Consider the following 17,630-nt stretch of genomic DNA (forward strand, 5'->3'; position numbering starts at 1 on the left):
ATGCGTCGCGCGCTTCTCGCAATGACCGGCCTGATAGGCCTGGCCGCCGCCCCTGCCATGGCGCAGGGCCAGCAGGATTTCACCCTGGTTAACCGTACCGGCTACACCATCAATGAAGTGTATGTCGGCGCGTCCTCCTCTTCCTCCTGGGGGCGGGATCTGCTGGGCCAGGGCGTACTGCAGCACCAGCGCACGCTGAATGTCCGCTTCGGCCGCAACACCCGCGAATGCAATTGGGACATCCGCGTGGTCTATGATGATGGCGACACCTCCGAATTCCGCGGCGTCGATCTCTGCTCGGTCAGCCGGGTGACGCTGTTCTGGAACCGCCAGGCCAACCAGACGCGCTTCGTCACGGAATAGCCCCCGGCCCCGCCCCATCCGGTTGCCCTGCCGCGGCCTTTGGGCTTTGGGCGCCACAAAGCCGCGAAGCGGTTGCGTGGGGCGTTCAGCCGCCTGCCCTGCGCCCGAAGATCAGCGCCTCCCGGTCCGCCAGGCCCATCACGTCCCAGGTCGCCGGCGCCTCCTCCGCACTCTTGTTGTAGGGGGCGCGGCTTAGCCTGGCGGCCACCTGGCGCTGCCGGGCGGGGGTCAGCTCCGCCCAGAATTGCGTCAGCCAGGGGTTCCGCCGCGCCCTTGCCCCGACCGCCGCCGGCCGCTCCGGCGGTGCCGCGGACGGATTCGGGATGGGGGACATGGCGCGGATCGGCCCGGGGCGGGGGTCGAGCAGGTCGCACCCCGCCAGCAGGAGCAGTGCCAGGACCGCCGCCCTCATCGCCCGACGGCGTAGCCCTGCATGCCGCGCGGGTTGGCGCCGGCAAAGATCTGCCCATCCGGCTCCAGCCGCGCGCCGGTCAGCCGGCCTTCGCTCCATTCCCCGCCCATTTCGGCGGCATGGCCGCGGGATTGCAGCGCCGCCAGCACTTCCGGCGCGAAGCGGCCTTCCAGGACCAGCTTGCCGGGCTTGGCGCCGCGCGGCCAGAAGCTGCTGATCCAGTGCTCGGAATGGAAGCTCGGCAGGTCGATCGCCTGCTGGATGCCGAAGCGGTGGTCCACCATGCGGGCCAGCATGATGCTCTGCCACTGGTCCTGCTGCTCGCCGCCCGGGGTGCCGAAGCTCATCCAGGGCGTGCCGTCGCGCAGCACCATGGAGGGGGAGAGGGTGGTGCGCGGCCGCTTGCCCGGCCTGAGGCCATTCGGCAGCGACTCGTCCAGCCAGAACATCTGGCAGCGGCTGCCGAGGCAGAAGCCGAGCCCGGGGATGGCGGGCGAGCTTTGCAGCCAGCCGGCGGAGGGGGTGGCGGAGACCATGTTGCCCCAGCGGTCGATGACGTCGATGTGGCAGGTGTCGCCGCCCGAGGCGCCGAGGCGGGAGACGGTCGGCTCCCCGGTGCCGGCGGCCATGGCCATTTCCTTCGCCCGGGTCACGGCGGCGGCGTAGTCGGTGCGCGGGGTCCGGCCATCCGGGCTGCCGGGGCGGAATTCATTGTTTGCCGTGTGGCTGATCAGGGCGCGGCGGGTATCCGTATAGGGTTTGGACAGCAGGGTCTCGATCGGAATGTCGGAAAAATCCGGGTCGCCGATCCAGGCCTCGCGGTCGGCGAAGGCCAGCTTCATGCATTCGGTGACGGTGTGGACGAACTCCGCGCCGACCGGGTCCATGCCGGCGACGTCGAAACCCTGCAGCAAGGCGAGGGTCAGCAGCATCGCCGGCCCCTGGCTCCAGGGGCCGCATTTCAGCACGGTGCGGTCGCGGTACTGGCCCGCCAGCGGCGCTTCCACCGTGGCGCGCCAGCCGGCCATGTCGTCGGCGGTCAGCAGCGCATGGTGGCGGCGGCCGGAAGTGTCGAGGGCGGCGAATTCGCGGCCGAAGCGGTCGATCGCCTCGGCGACGAAGCCGCCATACCAGGCGTTGCGGGCGGCCTCGATCTGCGCCTCGCGGTCGGCGCCCACGGCCTCCGCCTCGCGGATCGCGCGGCGCCAGGTCTCGGCCAGCTCCGGGTTGGTGTAGGTGCCGCCGGGCGTCAGGCCGCGCAGCCAGAGCTTGGCCGAGCTCGGCCAGGCGGATTCGAAAAGGGGACGCACCGTCTCGATGGTGGCGCAGATGCGCGGCACCACATGCGCGCCGCGAGAGGCATAGCCGATGGCATATTCCAGCACTTCGGCCAGCGTCCAGGTGCCGTGATCGCGCAGCATCAGCGCCCAGGCGTCGAAGGCGCCGGGGATGGGGGCGCAGAGGAAGCCGGTGCCGGGGACGAGGTCCAGCCCCAGCTCCCCCTTCAGCTTCTGCACCGTCATGGCGGCCGGCGCCGGCCCCTGGCCGCAGATGACCTGCTGCGCGCCAAGCTTCGCGCTATGCAGGATGATGGGGCAGTCGCCGCCCGGGCCGTTCAGATGCGGCTCCACCACCTGCAGGGTGAAGCCGGCGGCCGCGGCGGCGTCGAAGGCATTCCCGCCGCGCTCCAGCACAGCCATGCCGACCTGGGAGGCGATCCAGTGGGTGGAGGCGACGGCGCCGAAACTGCCGGCAATTTCGGGGCGGGTGGTGAACATGCGGCGGCCTCATCTGCTGGACGGCCCCGATAGGGACAGGCAGAGAGGGCGCGGTCAATCCGGGAGAAGCCGGGGTGCTGGTTGGGGTGGTCGGGCCCTCGGGGGCGGGGAAGGATACGCTGATGGCCGGCGCCCGGGCGGCGCTGGCGGGCGATCCGCGCTTCCGTTTCGTCCGCCGCTGCATCACCCGCCCGGCGGCGGCGGGGGGCGAGGACCATGAGGCGCTGACCGAGGCGGCGTTCGCCGCGCGGCAGGCGGCCGGCGGATTCGCGCTGTCCTGGCGGGCGCATGGGCTGCGCTACGGCATTCCGGCGGATATCGCCGGGGACCTGGCGGCCGGGCGGGTGGTGGTGGCCAACCTGTCCCGCACCGTGCTGGAGGAGGCCGCGGCGCGGCTGCCGCTGAGGGTGCTGGAGATCACCGCGCCGGTTGCGGTGCTGGCGGCCAGGCTGGCGGCGCGGGGGCGGGAGAGCGTGGCGGATATCGCGGCGCGGCTGGCGCGGGAAGCGCCGCTGCCGTCCGGGCTGCCGGTGACGCGGGTGGTGAATGACGGCACGCCGGAAGCGGGCATCGCCGCCGTGCTGGACGCGCTGCGCTCAGCCTGAGAGGGGCAGCCTCTCGGCGATCAGGAAGGGTGCGCCTGGCCCGGACTGGGTGAAGAGGCAGAGCTCACGGACGACGCGCGGCCGCGCCGGCGCCTCGCCCAGGAATTCGGTGACGGCGGGGAGCACCACCGCCTTCTCCGCCGACGTCAGGCGGCGCGTCAGCGTCACATGGAAGCGCCATTCCCCGAAGACGTAAGGATAGCCCCAGCGGTCCAGCAGCGCCGCCTGGGCGGGGCTGAGCTTCGCCTTGCGGCGGCGGGCCAGCTCCGCCTCGGTCGGCGGGGCGCGGCACGCGTCCAGGGCTTGCACGCAGGCATCGGCGAGGGCGTGGAGGGCAGGGCAGGGCGCCGTCTCGCGCAGCGCCAGGAAGCCGTCCAGGTCGGTGACGGCGAGTGGCGGCAGGGCGAAGGGGGCGGTGCAGGCGGCCAGGGCGGCGGCGCGGTCGCAGGCTTCCGCCCAGCCCTGCGCCAGGCGGAAGGGCGGTTTCAGCGTGGCGTGCAACCCGTAGCCGCGCGGGTCGGCGGTGATCGCCGCCAGATCGAGGCCGGGCAGGGCAGGCTGGGGCAGCGCCGCGCCGGTTTCCGCATCCCGCCCCAGCCAGGTGGAGCCGAGGCGGTGCAGCGGGTCCTCCAGCTCCGGCGCCCAGTAGAGCGCCAGCCGCGCCTCCGGCGCCGGGGCGCCGATCATGGGCGGGTCCTCCGCGCGGCGAGCACGCGATTTCCCCGCGCGTTACTCACGCCACTTTCCCGCGCGTTACTCACGCCACTTTCCCGCGCGTTACTCACGCCACTTTCCCGCGCGTTATTCACGCGACCCGCTCCCCCTGGCGCCAGACCCGGCGCACCACCGCCATGCCGTCCCGCGCATGCACCTGCACGAGATCGGCGCGCAGCCCCGGGGCGAGGCGGCCACGATCCGTCAGCCGCGCCATGCGGGCCGGCGCTTCCGTGACCATGGCGACGGAGTCCGGCAGCGAGATGCCGGTCTCCGCCGCGCAGCGCCAGGCGGCTTCCACCAGGGCGGCGGGGACATAGTCGCTGGCCAGCGCATCCACCACGCCTTCCCGCACCATGTCCGCGGCGTTGACATTGCCGGAATGGCTGCCGCCGCGGACGATGTTCGGCGCGCCGGCGATCACCTCCACCCCGATGCGCCGCGCCGCCTGGGCGGCTTCCATCACCACCGGGAATTCGCTGATGCGGATGCCGTCCTCGGCATTGCGGATGACGTCCTCGGCGTTGTCGTCGTCATGGCTGGCGAGCGGCAGCTCGCGATGCGCCAGGCGGTCCAGCAGCCAGCGGCGCTGCGGCTCGCGCAGCCGGGCGCGCTGCTCCAGCAGCTCGGCAATGCGGCGGTCCACCGCCTCCAGCCCCTGCTGGGTCTGGCGCTGGCGCATGGCGCGGTAGCGCTCGACGTCGCGGTACTGGCCGATGCCGGGGGAGTGGTCCATCAGGCTGGCCATGACCACGCGCGGATGGTCGGCGACGCTCTCCAGCGCCGCCGGCATGTCCTGCGCCGGCAACTCGCAGCGCAGGTGCAGGAAATGCTCGGCCTTGAACAGGCCGAGATCGGCCAGCGCATCCAGATCCCGCACGCCGTCGCGGAAGGTCTGGCCGCGGCCGGGGTCGAAGCCGAGATCGCCGAGGCAGAGCGCATCCAGCACGGTGGTGACGCCGGCCGCGGCGCATTGCGCGTCATGCGCCAGCATGGCGGAGCGGCTGGGCCAGCGGGCATTGCTGCGCGGCAGCACCTGGCGTTCGAGGTTGTCGGTATGGACATCGACGATGCCGGGCATCAGGTGGTCGCCGCCGAGATCGATGGCGCCGGGAATCGCGCTGCGTCCGGGTTGCACCTCGGCGATCAGCCCGTCGCGCAGCACCAGCGTGCCGGGCAGTACCGCATCCGGCAGGATCAGCCTCGCATTGGTCAGGATGGTTTCGGTCATGCGGCAGCCTGCATGGGGGAGACATGGAAGAGGCGGTCGGCGACGCGGTCGCGCACCTCGGCATCGTGGAAGATGCCGATGATGGCGGCGCCCTTGGCCTTGGCCTCGGCGATCAGCGCCACCACGACGTCCCGGTTGGCGGCGTCGAGGCTGGCGGTGGGCTCGTCCAGCAGCAGCACCGGGTAATGCGGCGCGAAGCCGCGCGCCAGGTTCACCCGCTGCTGCTCGCCGCCGGAGAAGGTGGCGGGCGGCAGGCTGTGCAGGGAGGCAGGGAGGTTGAGCCGCGCCAGCAGCGCGGCGGCGCGGGCGCGGGCCTCCTCGGCCGGCATGCCCCGGGCGCGCAGCGGCTCGGCGACGATGTCGAGCGTCGGCACGCGCGGGATGACGCGGAGGAATTGGCTGACATAGCCCAGCGTCTCCCGCCTTATCTCCCGCACCAGCCGCGGATCGGCGGTGACGAGGTCGATCTCCTGGCCGCGATGGCGCAGCAGGATGCGGCCTTCGCCGGCGGCGTAATTGCCGTAGAGGCAGCGCATCAGCGTGGATTTGCCGGCGCCGGAGGGGCCGGACAGCGCCACGCATTCGCCGGGCGCTACCGCCAGCTCCACGTCGCGCAGCACGGGGATGCGGGTGCTGCCCTGAAGGTGCAGGGTGAAGGTCTTGCCCAGGCCCTGGGTGTGTATCGCCGGCGGCCCGATGACCGGAGCATCGGACGGCGCGGAGGTCGGAATCGGCCCGGCTTCATGCAAGGTCTTCATGCGGCCAGCACCGATGCGACAAGGAGTTGCGTGTATTCATGCTGCGGGTCGTCCAGCACGCGGTCGGTCAGCCCCTGCTCCACCACGCTTCCATGGCGCATGACCAGCAGCCGGTGCGCCAGCAGGCGGGCGGCGGCGATGTCATGCGTCACCAGCAGCACGGCGAGGCCGAGATCGGCGACGAGTTCGCGGATGAGGTCGAGCAGCCTGGCCTGGACCGAGACGTCGAGGCCGCCGGTCGGCTCATCCATGAAGACCAGCCGCGGATGCGTCACCAAAGTGCGGGCGATCTGCAGACGCTGCTGCATGCCGCCGGAGAATTGCCGCGGCAGCATATCGATGCGTGCCGGGTCGATCTCGACGCGCCGCAGCCATTCGGTGGCGGCGTCCCGGATGCTGCCGTAATGGCGGGCGCCGGTCGCCATCAGCCGCTCGCCGATATTGCCGCCGGCGGAGACGCCCATGCGGAGGCCGTCGCGCGGGTTCTGGTGAACGAAGCCCCAATCCGTGCGGTGCAGGCGGCGCATCGCGGCCTCGCCCATCCTGTGGATATCGGCCGCCCCGCCATCCGGCGCGCGATAGGTGACGGTGCCGGCTTCCGGCCTTTGCAACCCGGAAAGGACGCGGAGCAGGGTCGATTTGCCGGAGCCGCTCTCGCCGACGATGGCGACGACCTCGCCGGGGAAGATCTCGATGCCGACATCGTCGAGCGCGGTGATGGGGCCGTAGCGGAGGGTGAGGCCCTGGGCTTCGAGAAGCGGGGCATCGGTTGCGGCGACACCCCCACCCCGGCCCTCCCCCACTGGCGGGGGGGTGACGGCACTGCCGCCGGCAGGGTGGGGGTGGGCCGGCGTGTGGGAGGTTTGCATCGCCATCACTCCGCCGCCTCCCGCGAGCCCTGCCGCGTGTTGCAGTAATCCGTGTCGGAGCAGACGAACATCCGCCCGCCCTGATCATCCGTCACCACCTCGTCCAGATAGCTGTCCCGCGCGCCGCAGAGCGCGCAGGCGGCATTGGCGCGGATGGGCTGGAAGGGATGGTCCTCGAAATCCAGGCTGTGCACGCTGGTATAGGGTGGCACGGCGTAGATCCGCTTCTCCCGTCCCGCGCCGAAGAGCTGCAAGGCCGGCATGCGGTGCATCTTCGGATTGTCGAAGGCCGGGATGGGCGAGGGCGACATGAGATACCGCCCGCCCACCATCACCGGGTAATTGTAGCTGATGGCGATATGGCCGTGGCGGGCGATGTCCTCATACAGCTTCACATGCATCAGCCCGTAATCGGCCAGCGCGTGCATGCGCTTGGTCTCGGAGACCCGCGGCTCCAGCCGGAACAGCGGTTCCGGCATGGGCACCTGATAGACCAGGATCTGGCCCTCGCGCAGCTTCACCTCCGGGATGCGGTGGCGGGTCTGGATGATGGTCGCCTCCGCCGTGTGCTCGGTGGTGGCGACGCCGGCGACCTTGGCGAAGAAGCGGCGGATGGAGACGGCGTTGGTGGTGTCGTCCGCCCCCTGGTCGATGACCTTCAGCCGGTCCTGTGGCCCGATGACGCTCGCCGTCACCTGGATGCCGCCAGTGCCCCAGCCATAGGGCAGCGGCATCTCGCGCGAGCCGAAGGGCACCTGGTGGCCGGGGATCGCCACCGCCTTCAGCAGGGCGCGGCGGATCATCCGCTTGGTGTTCTCGTCCAGGTAGCCGAAATTATAGCCGGCTTCGATGGTCGTGGGACCATCCGATGCACGGCTCCGCTGCTCGCCGCCGAGGGCGGCTCCGCCCTCCGCCGATCGCATGGCTGTGGGACCATGTGATTCACGGCTGCGGTGCTCGCCGCCGGGGGCGGCTCCGCCCTCCGCCGATCGCGTGGCTGTGGGACCATGCGATTCACGGCTGCGGTGCTCGCCGCCGAGGGGGGCTCCGCCCTCCGCCGATCGCATGGTGCTCATTCCGCGGCCTCCCGGAACACCGTGGCGCGCATCTCCCGCACCTTCTCCAGCTCGCTCTGGAAATCCACGTAATGCGGCAGCTTCAGGTGTTCGACGAAGCCGGTCGCCTCGATATTGTCGCAATGGTACAGCACGAATTCCTCGCTCTGGGCCGGGGCGTCCACCTCCTCGCCCAGCTCCTTGGCGCGTAGGGCGCGGTCCACCAGGGACATGGCCATCGCCTTCCTTTCGCCATGGCCGAAGACCAGGCCGTAGCCGCGGGTGAATTGCGGCGGCTCGGTCTTCGAGCCGGCGAATTGGTTCACCATCTGGCATTCGGTGACGGTGATCTCGCCGATCTCGATCGGGAAGCCGAGCTCGGGCGGCGCGATCTCCACCGCCACCTCGCCCATGCGGATCTCGCCGACGAAGGGGTGGGCATTGCCGTAGCCGCGCTGCGTGGAATAGCCCATGGCGAGGAGGAAACCCTCATCGCCGCGCGCCAGGGCCTGCAAGCGCAGCGGACGGTCAGCGGGGAAGGAAAGCGGCTCGCGCGTCAGGTCCGGCGGCTCGGCGTCGCTCTTTGCCTCCGGCGCCATCAGCCCTTCCTGGGCGAGGATGCCGGTGACGCGCGGCGTCGCCTCCCCCTCCGGCGCGGCCATCGGCGCGGGGGGCGGGGTGCCGCCGGCGGCGAGGGCGAAATCCAGCAGCCGATGGGTGTAGTCGAAGGTCGGGCCCAGCACCTGGCCGCCGGGCAGGTCCTTGTAGGTGGCGCTGATCCGCCGGCGGATGCGCATGGCGCCGGTGTCCATCGGCAGGCTGGCGCCGAAGCGGGGCAGGGTGGTGCGGTAGGCGCGCAGCAGGAAGGCGGCCTCGATCAGGTCGCCCCGCGCCTGCTTCACGGCGAGGGCGGCGAGGCCGCGGTCGTAGCAGGCGCCCTCCGCCATCACCCGGTCCACGGCGAGGCCCAATTGCTGCTCGATCTGCTCCAGGCTGAGTTCGGGCTGGGCGGCATCGCCGCGCCGCGCCTCGGCCAGCCAGGCATGGGCGGCGTCGATCGCGCGCTCGCCGCCCTTCACCGCGACATAGGCCATCTACGCCTCCTCGATCCGGGTGGTGCGCGGCAGGGCGGCGAGCCAGGGGCCGGCGGTCAGCACCACATCCACGCCGCGCGGAAAGCCCGCGCGGTTCGCCGCCCATTGCCGGGGGAAATCCGCCGGCAGGCCGGCCACCTGCAGCCGGTGCTCGGTTTCGATCCCGGGGCCGGTCAGCTTCCAGCCCACCGTCTCGGCCAGGGTCTTCACCTCGACGATCAGGGTGGCGGAGCGGTGCGGCTCCTCCTCGCTGCCCTGGGCCAGGGTGGCGAGGGACGGTATCCGGCCGGTCGCCAGCAGGAAGCTGGCCTCCCGGGGCTCGGCCACCAGCGGGCAGCCGGCATGGAAGCGCAGCCATGCCTCGGCGGCGGCGCCGGCATCGGTCCAGACCGGCGTATCGGCATCCGCCAGCGTCAGCAGCGCGGCGGCGGCCGCCAGGCCGAGCGGCGCCGGCGGCTGCTCGATGCCCGCCACGCGCTGCAGCCGCCCGGGGCGGGACATGGCTTCCAGGATGGCCCGGAAGCAGGATTGGGCGCCGAGGACGGGGTCGGCGAAGCCGGGGGTCAGCTCGGTCATCTCAACGCCCCCTCAACGCATCGTCTGCATGGTGAAGAACTGCACCTTGGTCGCCGCCGCCTTGGCTGCGACGGCGGCGGCACGCTCCGCCTGCTCGGCCGCCAGGGGGGCGATCACCGCGTCCAGCAGGACGAGGCGCAGCGCGGGGTCCTGCAACGCCGCGTCCAGCCGCGCCGCCAGCTCCGCCTGAAGCTGGTCCCGCCCGGCGACATAGGCGTGGCCCACCCGCCCCGCCGCATCGCGCACCGAGCAGCGGGTGACGGTCATCTCGCCCAAATTGAAAGGCGCGCCGTCCCCCCCCTGGCGGCCGCGCGCCATCACCAGCCCGGTTTCCGGCCCGCGCAGCCGGGTAGCCTCCGGCAGGGGCGGGGCGGCGTCCAGCCTTGCGGCGATGGCCGCGCCATCCGCCCGCGCCAGCACGCCCATCCAGTGGCGGCGGACCTGTTGTTCCGGGGTGAGGGGGGGAGGGGTGCTGCTCATGGGGCGGAGGATAATCATCTAGACATCCGCATGTCCAGTGGGCTATGCAAGGTTTTATTGCCACGCTAGGTCTCGGCCATGGTTGACATCTCCATGACAAAGCCTTCGCGCAGCCAGCCCGCCGGCACGCCGGCGGCGGCGTCCGCCACGGTGCCGGCCCTAGCGCGCGGCCAGGGCGTCGCGCTGTGGCGGCAGATCGCCGGCACGCTGGAAAACGAGATCGCCGGCGGCAGCCTGCACCCCGGCACCCGCCTGCCCACCGAAGCGGAGCTCACCGCCCGCTTCGGCGTCAACCGCCATACCGTGCGCCGGGCGATGGAGGAGCTGGAAAGCCGCGGCCTGGTGCGGGTGGAACAGGGCCGCGGCAGCTTCGTCGCGGAGGATGTGCTGGACTACCCGGTGGGGCCGCGCACCCGCTTCTCCGAAACCATCCGGCGGCAGAACCGCGAGCCCCAGGGCCGCATCGTCCGGCTGGAGGAGACGGTGGCGGACAGCAGCATCGCCGAGCTGCTGAAATTGCGCCGCGGCAAGCCCGTGGTGGTGGCGGAAAGGCTGGGGCTGGTGGATGGGCGGCCGGTGGTGATCGGGGCGCACTGGTTCTCGGTGGACCGCTTCCCCCGCATCGCCGCGCTGCTGGCGGAGGATGCCTCCATCACCAAGGCGCTCTCCCAGCTCGGCGTGCCGGATTACCGCCGCCTCGTCACCCGCATCACCGCGCGGATGCCGACGCCGGAAGAGGCGGTGCTGCTGGAACAGGCGCGGTCGCGGCCGGTGCTGGTGACGGAATCGGTGAATGTGGATGCGGCGGGCTCGCCGGTGGAAGCGAGCATCGCCCGCTACGCCGCCGGCCGCATGCAGATCGTGGTGGAGAGCTGAGCATGGGCTGGAGGATCGCGGGCGGGCAGGTGCTGCGGGACGGCACGCTGGATCCGGGCGAATTGCATCTGGCAGGCGGCGTCATCGCGGCGGGCGGCGGCGGCCGTGCCTTCGATGCGCGCGGGTTGCTGGTGATGCCCGGCCTCATCGACATCCATGGCGATGCGCATGAGCGCAGCATCCAGCCGCGGCCGGGCATCGGCTTTCCCATGGGGTTGGCGGTGCGGGATGCGGCGTCGCAATTGCTCGGCCTCGGCATCACCACCGCCTATATGGGCGTGACGCTTTCCTGGGAGCCGGGGCTGCGCAGCCTGGAAGCCTGGCGCGGGCTGATGGCGGCGCTGGACGCCGCGCGGCCGGCGATCGACCTGCGCGTGCATCTGCGGTTCGAGGCGGACAACCTCGACGCCCTGCCGGATGCGCTCTTGGATATCGCCGCCGGGCGGGTGCATCTGATCGGCTTCAACGACCACACGCCGGCCATCCTGAAGAAGCTCGGCAATGCGAAGGAGGTGGCGAAATATGCCGGCCGCGCCGGGCTGGCGCCGGAGGCCTTCCGCGCGCTGATCGAGGGCGTTGCAGCGAAGCGCGGGGAGGTGCCGGCGACGCGGCGGAAGCTGGCGGAGGCGGCCGCCGCGCGCGGCCTGCCGATGCTGAGCCATGACGACGCCACGCTGGAGGACCGCGCTCTGTTCCGCGGCCTCGGCGCCCGGATCTGCGAATTCCCGATGGCGGAGGAGGTCGCGGCCGATGCCCGGGCGGCCGGCGAGCATGTGGTGATGGGCGCGCCCAATGTGGTGCGGGGCGGCAGCCATCTGGGCTGGGCCAGCGCGGCGCCGCTGGCGGAGCGCGGGCTGGTGACGGTGCTGGCCTCCGACTACCACTGGCCGGCGCTGCTGGAAGCGCCCTTCGCCATGGCGCGACGCGGGAAGATGTCGCTGGCGGCGGCCTGGGATCTGGTCTCGGCCAATCCGGCCGCGGCTGCCGGGCTGGCGGACCGCGGGCGGCTGGCCGCGGGGCTGCGCGGCGATGTGGTGGTGGTGGATCCGGCCGGACCGCATGTGGTGGCGGTGTTCTGCGGCGGGGAGCTGGCGCATCTCGGTGCCGGGGGCGCGGGGCGGCTGGGGTAGGCAGGGGCTCCGCGGGACCGGACGAGTTTGCTGGTTCAGCCTGCCGACTCACACCGGGGTCCGGGGAGGGGTCCCCTCCCCGGCGGGGTGCAGGGGCAGCGCCCCTGCTGGGGGTTTGGGGGCGAAGCCCCCATCACCTACTCCACGTAAACCGCTGCAGATCCAGCGCGCACAGCCCCGCTACCCCCCAGCGCTCCACCCAGCCCCGCACCGCCGCCTGATACGCCGCATCCGTCGGGATGCCGTCCGGCCAGCCGGGCGGGTTGAAGGTGGAGATGCCGTTGATCGTCGGGATGTGCCGCACCGCCGCCACCAGCATCGCCTCCGTATTGTGGTTGTAGGGGTTGTCCACCTCCTCGCCGAACCGGCTCCGCTGCCGCGCGGCGGAGACGTAGAAGGCGCGGCACTCGGCGGGCGGCGGCGGCACCGCCGCCAGCCGCGCCGCTTCCAGCGGGTGGTCGACGAAGAGCGGGGCGTAGAGATTCACCTGCTCCGCCACCAGCAGCGCGCCCAGCGCCGCCACTGCCGGGCGCGGCCAGCGCGGCGCCCAGGCGGCGAGCGCGGAGACCGCCAGCAGCACCACCGGCACGGCGAGGAAGATCTGGTACCGCGCCACCACCCGCGGCGCCTTGCCGCCGGGGAAGTAGTCATAGATCAGCGCCCAGCCGGTGGTGTCGCCGAAGCGGAGCGTCAGCGCCCAGGTGATGACCGTGGCGATCGCCACCGCCCGCAGCAGCCGCCGCCGCGCCGGGTCCACCCCGCGCGCCGGCCCCGCCAGCCAGGCCAGCGAGGCCAGGAACACGGCCAGCAGCAGCAGCGGGAAGCCGGTCATCTGTTCCGACCAGAAGGGGAAGCCGGGGCGGAAGGCGTCGTTCAGCGCCTTCACCAGCCAGCCCCAGAACAGGTTCCGCTCGCCCACATGGATCACGTCCAGCAGGCCGGGCGTGAGGCTCAGCACCAGGGGCCAGGGGTGCATGCCGGTCTCGGCGGCCTTGGGCAAATAGAGCAGGAGGAAGGGCAGGTTCAGCGCCACCGCCAGTACCGCCAGGGCCAGCAGCGGCAGCCAGCAGCGGCGCAGGCCGTGCCATAGCGCCTGCCGCGCCGCCCCCCCCGCCACCAGCAGCCAGGCGGGCAGCAGGGCAGCGGCGAAGAAGACGCAGTACCAGGCCATGTAGAAGCCGGTCAGCAGCGCGGCGGCGAAACCCAGGCAGAAGCCGGCGCCCCAGCCCAGCAAGGCGCACGGCCGCCCTGCCAGCAGCGCGGCGGCCGTGCCATGCGCCAGCCAGGCCAGCAGCGGCACCAGCCCCACGCTGAACAATTGCGCATGGCTGCCGCGGATGAAGAGGTTGTTGCTGATGGTGAAGAGCACCGCGCCCAGCACCGCCGCCTGCCAGGGCAGCCCCGCCGCCCGCCGCAGCAGCGCGAACATCGCCAGGTAGCCTACCGCCCGCAGCCCGATATTCGTCAGCTCCCCGGCCAGGAAGGGATCGGCGCCCAGCGCCCGCGGCAGGCTGTAGAGCAGGCCGAAGACCAGGTAGCCATCATTGTAGCCGAGCGTGCCGGGGACGGGGTGGAAGTAGCTGGTCACGTCCCAGGGCTGCAGCCCGCGCAGCACGTTCCACCAATGCTCCATGATGGAGAGGGCGATGACCGCGTCATGCCTGTCCCCCAGCAGCAGGGTGAAGCCATCGGCGAGCTGGTGGCGGAAGAAGAGGATGAGGCTGAAGAGCCCCGCCGCCAGCATGCAGGCCGTGGCCCGCGGCGAGGCGGCAGTGGCCGTTGGTTGAGAGCCGGGAAGAATGGCTGACCCTCCGTGGAAATTACCGACAGCCTGGCATGGCGACGGCGCAAGAATGTGGCGCCCGGTTCCGCCCGCCGACTCAAGGGTTCCGAGCAACTGTCTTGGCGGCCTTTCGGCCCTTTGCGGGTGGGAGCTTGAGGGGTTGCGGCACTGCCGCAACCAGAGCCCTCCCTCAATTCTGGAAATCCCACCCCGCCGGCTTCCGCCCCAGCCAGCGCTCCGCCTCGCCCGTCCAGTGCGTGACGCCGTGCCGGTCGATGCCCCAGGCCGCACCTACGCCCTGCACCGTCAGCCCATCCGCCGCGCGGGCGCGGTAGCCGATATGGTGGTGGCCATGCACGATCAGCTTCGCGCCCATGTCGCGCGCCAGCGCCTCGATGACGGCGATGCCGGCGGGGTGGCTGCTGGGGGCCTCATGCGTCACCAGGATGTCGGCGCGCTGGGCGGCGAGGGCCGCGACATCCTCCGGCCAGATCGCCATGGTGGCCAGGGAGGCGTGCAGCGTGGCGCGCGCATCCGGCCGCCATTCCGGGCCGAGGGCGGCGATATCCTCGTCCAGCTCCGCCCGCCCGTGCAGCCGCGGCGGCGCCGGCGGCACCCAGACCCGGGCACGGAAGGTGCCGCCCAGCCCCGCCACGCGCAGCCCGCCGATGGTGGCGACGCGCCCATGCAGCGCGCCGGCGGCGGTGAGGGGGTTCAGCGCCGGATCGGCGAGGTTCGCCCACATTTCCGGGCCGCCATCGGCATCGTGGTTGCCGTGGATCCAGTGCAGCCGCGCGCCGGTGGCGAGGATGGGCGCCACCAGCGCGTCCAGCGGCTGATGGCATTCCATGTCGCCCAGCAGCACCACATCCTCGGGGGGACGGTCCAGGCGGGCCAGGCCGCGCTCCACATGCTCCCAGCGGCGGTGGATATCGCCGACGAAGATCAGATCACGCCCTCCTCGGCCAGCGCGGCCACCTCGGCCCTGCTGTAGCCGAGCATCTCCCCTAGCAGGCGTTCATTGTCCTCGCCATAGCCGGGGGCGCCGCGCTGAGTGATGCCGGCGGCGTGGCCGGGCGTGGCGGAGAATTTCACCGCGGGCAGTTCGGTGACGGGCCAGCGGCCGATCTTCGTGCCCTCGATCTCCGTCAGCCAGTCGAGCGCGGCGAGCTGGGGGTCGCGGTCGCAGCGATCCTCGGCGTTCTGGCAGACGCCTGCGGGCACGCCGGCGTTTTGCAGGGCGAGCATGGCGGCATGCGCCTCCTGCGTCGCCGTCCAGGCGGAGACGGCGTCTTCCAGCGCCTCCTGGTGCAGCAGCCGGGCGGCGAGGGTGGCGAAGCGCGGATCCTCCAGCCAATCCGTCCGGCCGGCGAGGCGCGCCAGCGCATGCCACTCCGCCTCGGTGAAGCAGGCGATGGCGAGCCAGCGATCCTCGCCTGCGCAACGGAAGGCACCATGCGGCGCGGCCGGCTTGTAGGGCGAGCGGTTGCCGATGCGCGTCCAGATCCGGCCATTGGCCGAGTGGTCCAGCACCGGCACGGCGCCGAGCATGATGCCGGATTCGCATTGCGAGGAGTCGATCCATTGCCCGCGCCCGGTGCGGTCGCGGTGGAAGACGGCGCCGAGGATGGCCATGCAGAAGCCATAGGCGCCGATCCAGTCGAGATAGGAATAGCCCCAGCCCGCCGGCATGGCGGGTTCCGGCAGGCCGGACATCTCGGCGGTGCCGGCGAAGGCGGCGGCGACCGGGCCGATGGTGCGGAAGCGGCCATAGCGGCCGATGCCGCCCATGCCGCTCTGCTGCACATAGATGATGTCCGGCTTGATCTGCTTCAGCGCCTCATAGCCCAGGCCGAGGCGTTGGAGCACGCCGGGCGAAAAGCCCTCCGCCACGATGTCGGACTGCGCGATCATGCGCCGCGCCATCTCGAGCCCCTTCGGGTGCCGGATGTTCAGCGAGAGGCCGCGCTTGCCGGCATTCTTGTTGTTGAACTGCCCGCCCATATCGGGGTCGGAGACCGGCGGCAGCGGCGCCGTCGCCGCTGCGCGGGCGGCGCGGCCGTCCACCGGCGCCATGGCGGCGAGGCGGGTGTCGGGGTTCTCCTTCCACTCCACCTTGATGACATCGGCGCCGAGTGCGGCGGCGAGGCGGGTGCCGCCGGCGGAGGCGAGGAACCAGGAGAAGTCGAAGATGCGCACGCCTTGCAGCGGGAAGGGTTTGCCGTGGGCGGAGAGCTTCGGCGCGGCGTCGCTGCGCGGTTTCGCCGGCACGCTGGCGGCGCGCGGGGCGAAGCGGTGGCCGTCATGCTCGCCGATCAGCGGCGCGCGCGCGCCGGCCTGCCAGCGCGTCTCGGTGGAGAGCCAGCGGCTGACCGGGTAAGTGAAGCTGCGGCCATGCTCCGGATGCGCTACCTCCGCAAAAGTGCCGCGGGCCTGCCAATGCGCATCCGCCACATTCTCATGCGGCTTGCGCAGCGGCGCCCAGAGCAGACCTGCCGCCTGCGCCTCCCGCCAGGGCAGGTCGGCCCAGCTATGGGCGCGGATGAAGCGGTGGATGATCTCCAGGATATGCGCCGACTTCTCGTTGGGTCCGGCCGAGCCCGGTACGTTCCGCGCATTGCGGTCGGCATCCTTGCCCGGCGCCACCAGATCCGCCTGCATCCCATAGCCTTCGAGAAAGGGCACGAGATTCGCCTGGTCCCGCACCGAGACGCCGGTCGAGATGCACCAGCGGCCATCCTTGGTGTGGCCGATGGTGGGCGAATGGGTCGGGTGCTCGCCGGCATGGCGGCAGGTCATGCGGAACAGGGGCGCGCGTCGCATGACCCAGGACATGACGTCGAGCTCGGGGTTCTTCGATGTCGCCTCATGCACGGCGCAGGAGAGGTCCTGGCCCTCCCCGGTATGCAGCCGGTGGATCAGCGCGGCGAGGAGGCCGACGAGAAGCTGCTCGCCCGCGATGTGGTAGGCGTGCCAGAGCTGCGGCGCGATCGGCGGCAGGTCGTAGCGCAGCGCCGGGTCGGGGTCGTAGCCGCAATTCATCATGATGCCGCTGAGGGCGAGATGGACGAGGTCGCTGCCCTTGAAATCCTTCCACGGCCCGTGATCGCCGAAGGGCGTCATGCGGGCGATCAGCAGGTGCGGGTGCTTCGCCCGCAGCGCCGCCACGTCGAGGTCGCGGCGGGAGGTGAGGAGGATATCCGCCTCGGCCAGCAGCTCCGTCGTCTCGACCTTGCCGATGACGGAGCGCTTGCCGCGGTTATAGGCCCAGAAATGCAGGGAGCGTTCGGGCCCCGGCTCATCCCCCAGGAAGGGCCCGATGCGCCGCGTCGGCGCGCCCTCCGGCGGCTCCAGCTTCACCACCTCGGCGCCGAGGCCGGCGAGCAGCAACCCGCAATACTCGGCCGTCTCGTCCGCCTCCTCCACCACGCGGATGCCGGCGAGCAGTCCCGGCGCATCCTCGGGCAGCTGCCCCGGGAGCGCCTGTTCCTGCGCGCTCATGCCGGGCGGAACTTCGGCAGGGTGGTGGCCTCATCCATCGCTTCGAAGCTCACCTGCAGGGGGTCGCCGATCTTCAGCGCCTCCGGCTCCGCGCCGATCAGATTGCTGAGCATCAGCGGCCCTTCCTCCAGCCCGACCAGGATGACGTTGTAGGGCAGCTCGTCGCGGAACCCGTCCCAATAGGCGCGATGGAAGCGCACCCAGGAGAGCAGCGTGCCGCGGCCGGAGACCGGCGCCCAGCTCTGCTTGTCCGAAAGGCAATTCGGGCAGACGGGCGTGCCCGGGTAATGCTGATGCGCGCAATCGTCGCAGCGCTGCACCGTCAGGCGGCCCTCGCGCGCGGCATCCCAGAAGCCCTGGCTGATCGTATCGATATGCGGGCGCGGCTTCGGCGTGGACATGGGC

The 17,630-nt window shown here is 71.8% G+C and carries 18 protein-coding genes; 4 read left to right on the forward strand and 14 right to left on the reverse strand.

The annotated features are described in order from the left end of the window. Positions 1 to 21: 21 nt before the first annotated feature. The gene (locus E5N76_RS08840; protein ID WP_207791919.1) at positions 22 to 363 is read left to right on the forward strand and encodes a hypothetical protein; all 342 of its coding nucleotides are present in this window, start codon (positions 22 to 24) and stop codon (positions 361 to 363) included. An 85-nt stretch (positions 364 to 448) separates the two neighbouring features. Here the strand turns inward: E5N76_RS08840 and E5N76_RS08845 are convergent, their stop codons facing one another. Both E5N76_RS08845 and E5N76_RS08850 read right to left on the reverse strand, forming a co-directional pair. Beyond that, a complete protein-coding gene (locus E5N76_RS08845) occupies positions 449 to 775 on the reverse strand; it encodes a hypothetical protein (protein WP_149536930.1) in 327 nt (108 codons plus the stop codon). Beyond that, positions 772 to 2,553 carry a gamma-glutamyltransferase family protein gene (locus E5N76_RS08850; RefSeq protein WP_149536931.1) on the reverse strand — a complete coding sequence of 594 codons (1,782 nt, stop codon included), beginning with the start codon at positions 2,551 to 2,553 and terminating at the stop codon, positions 772 to 774. Before E5N76_RS08850 ends, E5N76_RS08845 begins: the two co-directional genes overlap by 4 nt. A gap of 74 nt (positions 2,554 to 2,627) precedes the next feature. On the opposite strand from E5N76_RS08850, the gene phnN reads away from it, so the two are divergent. Beyond that, complete coding sequence (phnN, locus tag E5N76_RS08855; RefSeq protein WP_207791920.1) at positions 2,628 to 3,158, forward strand: phosphonate metabolism protein/1,5-bisphosphokinase (PRPP-forming) PhnN; 531 nt, start codon at positions 2,628 to 2,630, stop codon at positions 3,156 to 3,158. Here phnN and E5N76_RS08860 read toward each other — a convergent pair. The 8 genes from E5N76_RS08860 to phnG form a co-directional block, all read right to left on the reverse strand. Beyond that, complete coding sequence (locus E5N76_RS08860) at positions 3,150 to 3,845, reverse strand: DUF1045 domain-containing protein (RefSeq protein ID WP_149536933.1); 696 nt, start codon at positions 3,843 to 3,845, stop codon at positions 3,150 to 3,152. The two genes, phnN and E5N76_RS08860, sit on opposite strands and share 9 nt — an antisense overlap. A gap of 118 nt (positions 3,846 to 3,963) precedes the next feature. After that, a complete protein-coding gene (locus E5N76_RS08865) occupies positions 3,964 to 5,103 on the reverse strand; it encodes an alpha-D-ribose 1-methylphosphonate 5-triphosphate diphosphatase (RefSeq protein WP_149536934.1) in 1,140 nt (379 codons plus the stop codon). Further along, the gene (gene phnL / locus E5N76_RS08870) at positions 5,100 to 5,861 is read right to left on the reverse strand and encodes a phosphonate C-P lyase system protein PhnL (protein WP_149536935.1); all 762 of its coding nucleotides are present in this window, start codon (positions 5,859 to 5,861) and stop codon (positions 5,100 to 5,102) included. The genes E5N76_RS08865 and phnL overlap by 4 nt, the downstream gene beginning before the upstream one ends. After that, the gene (gene phnK, locus E5N76_RS08875) at positions 5,858 to 6,736 is read right to left on the reverse strand and encodes a phosphonate C-P lyase system protein PhnK (protein ID WP_235907636.1); all 879 of its coding nucleotides are present in this window, start codon (positions 6,734 to 6,736) and stop codon (positions 5,858 to 5,860) included. The genes phnL and phnK overlap by 4 nt, the downstream gene beginning before the upstream one ends. Then, positions 6,736 to 7,653: an alpha-D-ribose 1-methylphosphonate 5-phosphate C-P-lyase PhnJ gene (locus E5N76_RS08880; RefSeq protein ID WP_149536936.1), complete on the reverse strand. Its 918-nt coding sequence runs from the start codon at positions 7,651 to 7,653 to the stop codon at positions 6,736 to 6,738. The genes phnK and E5N76_RS08880 overlap by 1 nt, the downstream gene beginning before the upstream one ends. A 149-nt stretch (positions 7,654 to 7,802) precedes the next feature. Continuing rightward, positions 7,803 to 8,879 carry a carbon-phosphorus lyase complex subunit PhnI gene (locus E5N76_RS08885; RefSeq protein WP_149536937.1) on the reverse strand — a complete coding sequence of 359 codons (1,077 nt, stop codon included), beginning with the start codon at positions 8,877 to 8,879 and terminating at the stop codon, positions 7,803 to 7,805. Then, complete coding sequence (phnH, locus tag E5N76_RS08890; protein WP_149536938.1) at positions 8,880 to 9,455, reverse strand: phosphonate C-P lyase system protein PhnH; 576 nt, start codon at positions 9,453 to 9,455, stop codon at positions 8,880 to 8,882. Between the two features lie 12 nt (positions 9,456 to 9,467). Then, entirely contained in the window at positions 9,468 to 9,935 is a 468-nt protein-coding gene (gene phnG, locus E5N76_RS08895; RefSeq protein WP_149536939.1) for a phosphonate C-P lyase system protein PhnG, read from the reverse strand. Between the two features lie 93 nt (positions 9,936 to 10,028). Between phnG and phnF the strand changes: the two genes are divergently transcribed. Then, on the forward strand, positions 10,029 to 10,811 hold the full coding sequence (gene phnF, locus E5N76_RS08900) for a phosphonate metabolism transcriptional regulator PhnF (protein WP_149536940.1): 783 nt from the start codon (positions 10,029 to 10,031) through the stop codon (positions 10,809 to 10,811). Positions 10,812 to 10,813: 2 nt separating this feature from the next. After that, on the forward strand, positions 10,814 to 11,941 hold the full coding sequence (locus E5N76_RS08905) for an alpha-D-ribose 1-methylphosphonate 5-triphosphate diphosphatase (protein WP_149536941.1): 1,128 nt from the start codon (positions 10,814 to 10,816) through the stop codon (positions 11,939 to 11,941). Positions 11,942 to 12,074: 133 nt separating this feature from the next. Here the strand turns inward: E5N76_RS08905 and E5N76_RS08910 are convergent, their stop codons facing one another. From E5N76_RS08910 to E5N76_RS08925, 4 genes are all read right to left on the reverse strand, one after another. Next, complete coding sequence (locus tag E5N76_RS08910) at positions 12,075 to 13,685, reverse strand: hypothetical protein (protein WP_149536942.1); 1,611 nt, start codon at positions 13,683 to 13,685, stop codon at positions 12,075 to 12,077. 229 nt (positions 13,686 to 13,914) lie between these two features. Further along, positions 13,915 to 14,673 carry a metallophosphoesterase family protein gene (locus tag E5N76_RS08915; protein ID WP_149536943.1) on the reverse strand — a complete coding sequence of 253 codons (759 nt, stop codon included), beginning with the start codon at positions 14,671 to 14,673 and terminating at the stop codon, positions 13,915 to 13,917. After that, entirely contained in the window at positions 14,670 to 17,225 is a 2,556-nt protein-coding gene (locus E5N76_RS08920) for a CaiB/BaiF CoA-transferase family protein (RefSeq protein WP_187830068.1), read from the reverse strand. Before E5N76_RS08920 ends, E5N76_RS08915 begins: the two co-directional genes overlap by 4 nt. Beyond that, on the reverse strand, positions 17,222 to 17,626 hold the full coding sequence (locus E5N76_RS08925; protein ID WP_149536944.1) for a Zn-ribbon domain-containing OB-fold protein: 405 nt from the start codon (positions 17,624 to 17,626) through the stop codon (positions 17,222 to 17,224). Before E5N76_RS08925 ends, E5N76_RS08920 begins: the two co-directional genes overlap by 4 nt. Between the last annotated feature and the right edge of the window lie 4 nt (positions 17,627 to 17,630).

The sequence above is a fragment of the Siccirubricoccus phaeus genome (assembly GCF_008360935.1).
In the GTDB taxonomy this organism is placed as follows: domain Bacteria; phylum Pseudomonadota; class Alphaproteobacteria; order Acetobacterales; family Acetobacteraceae; genus Siccirubricoccus; species Siccirubricoccus phaeus.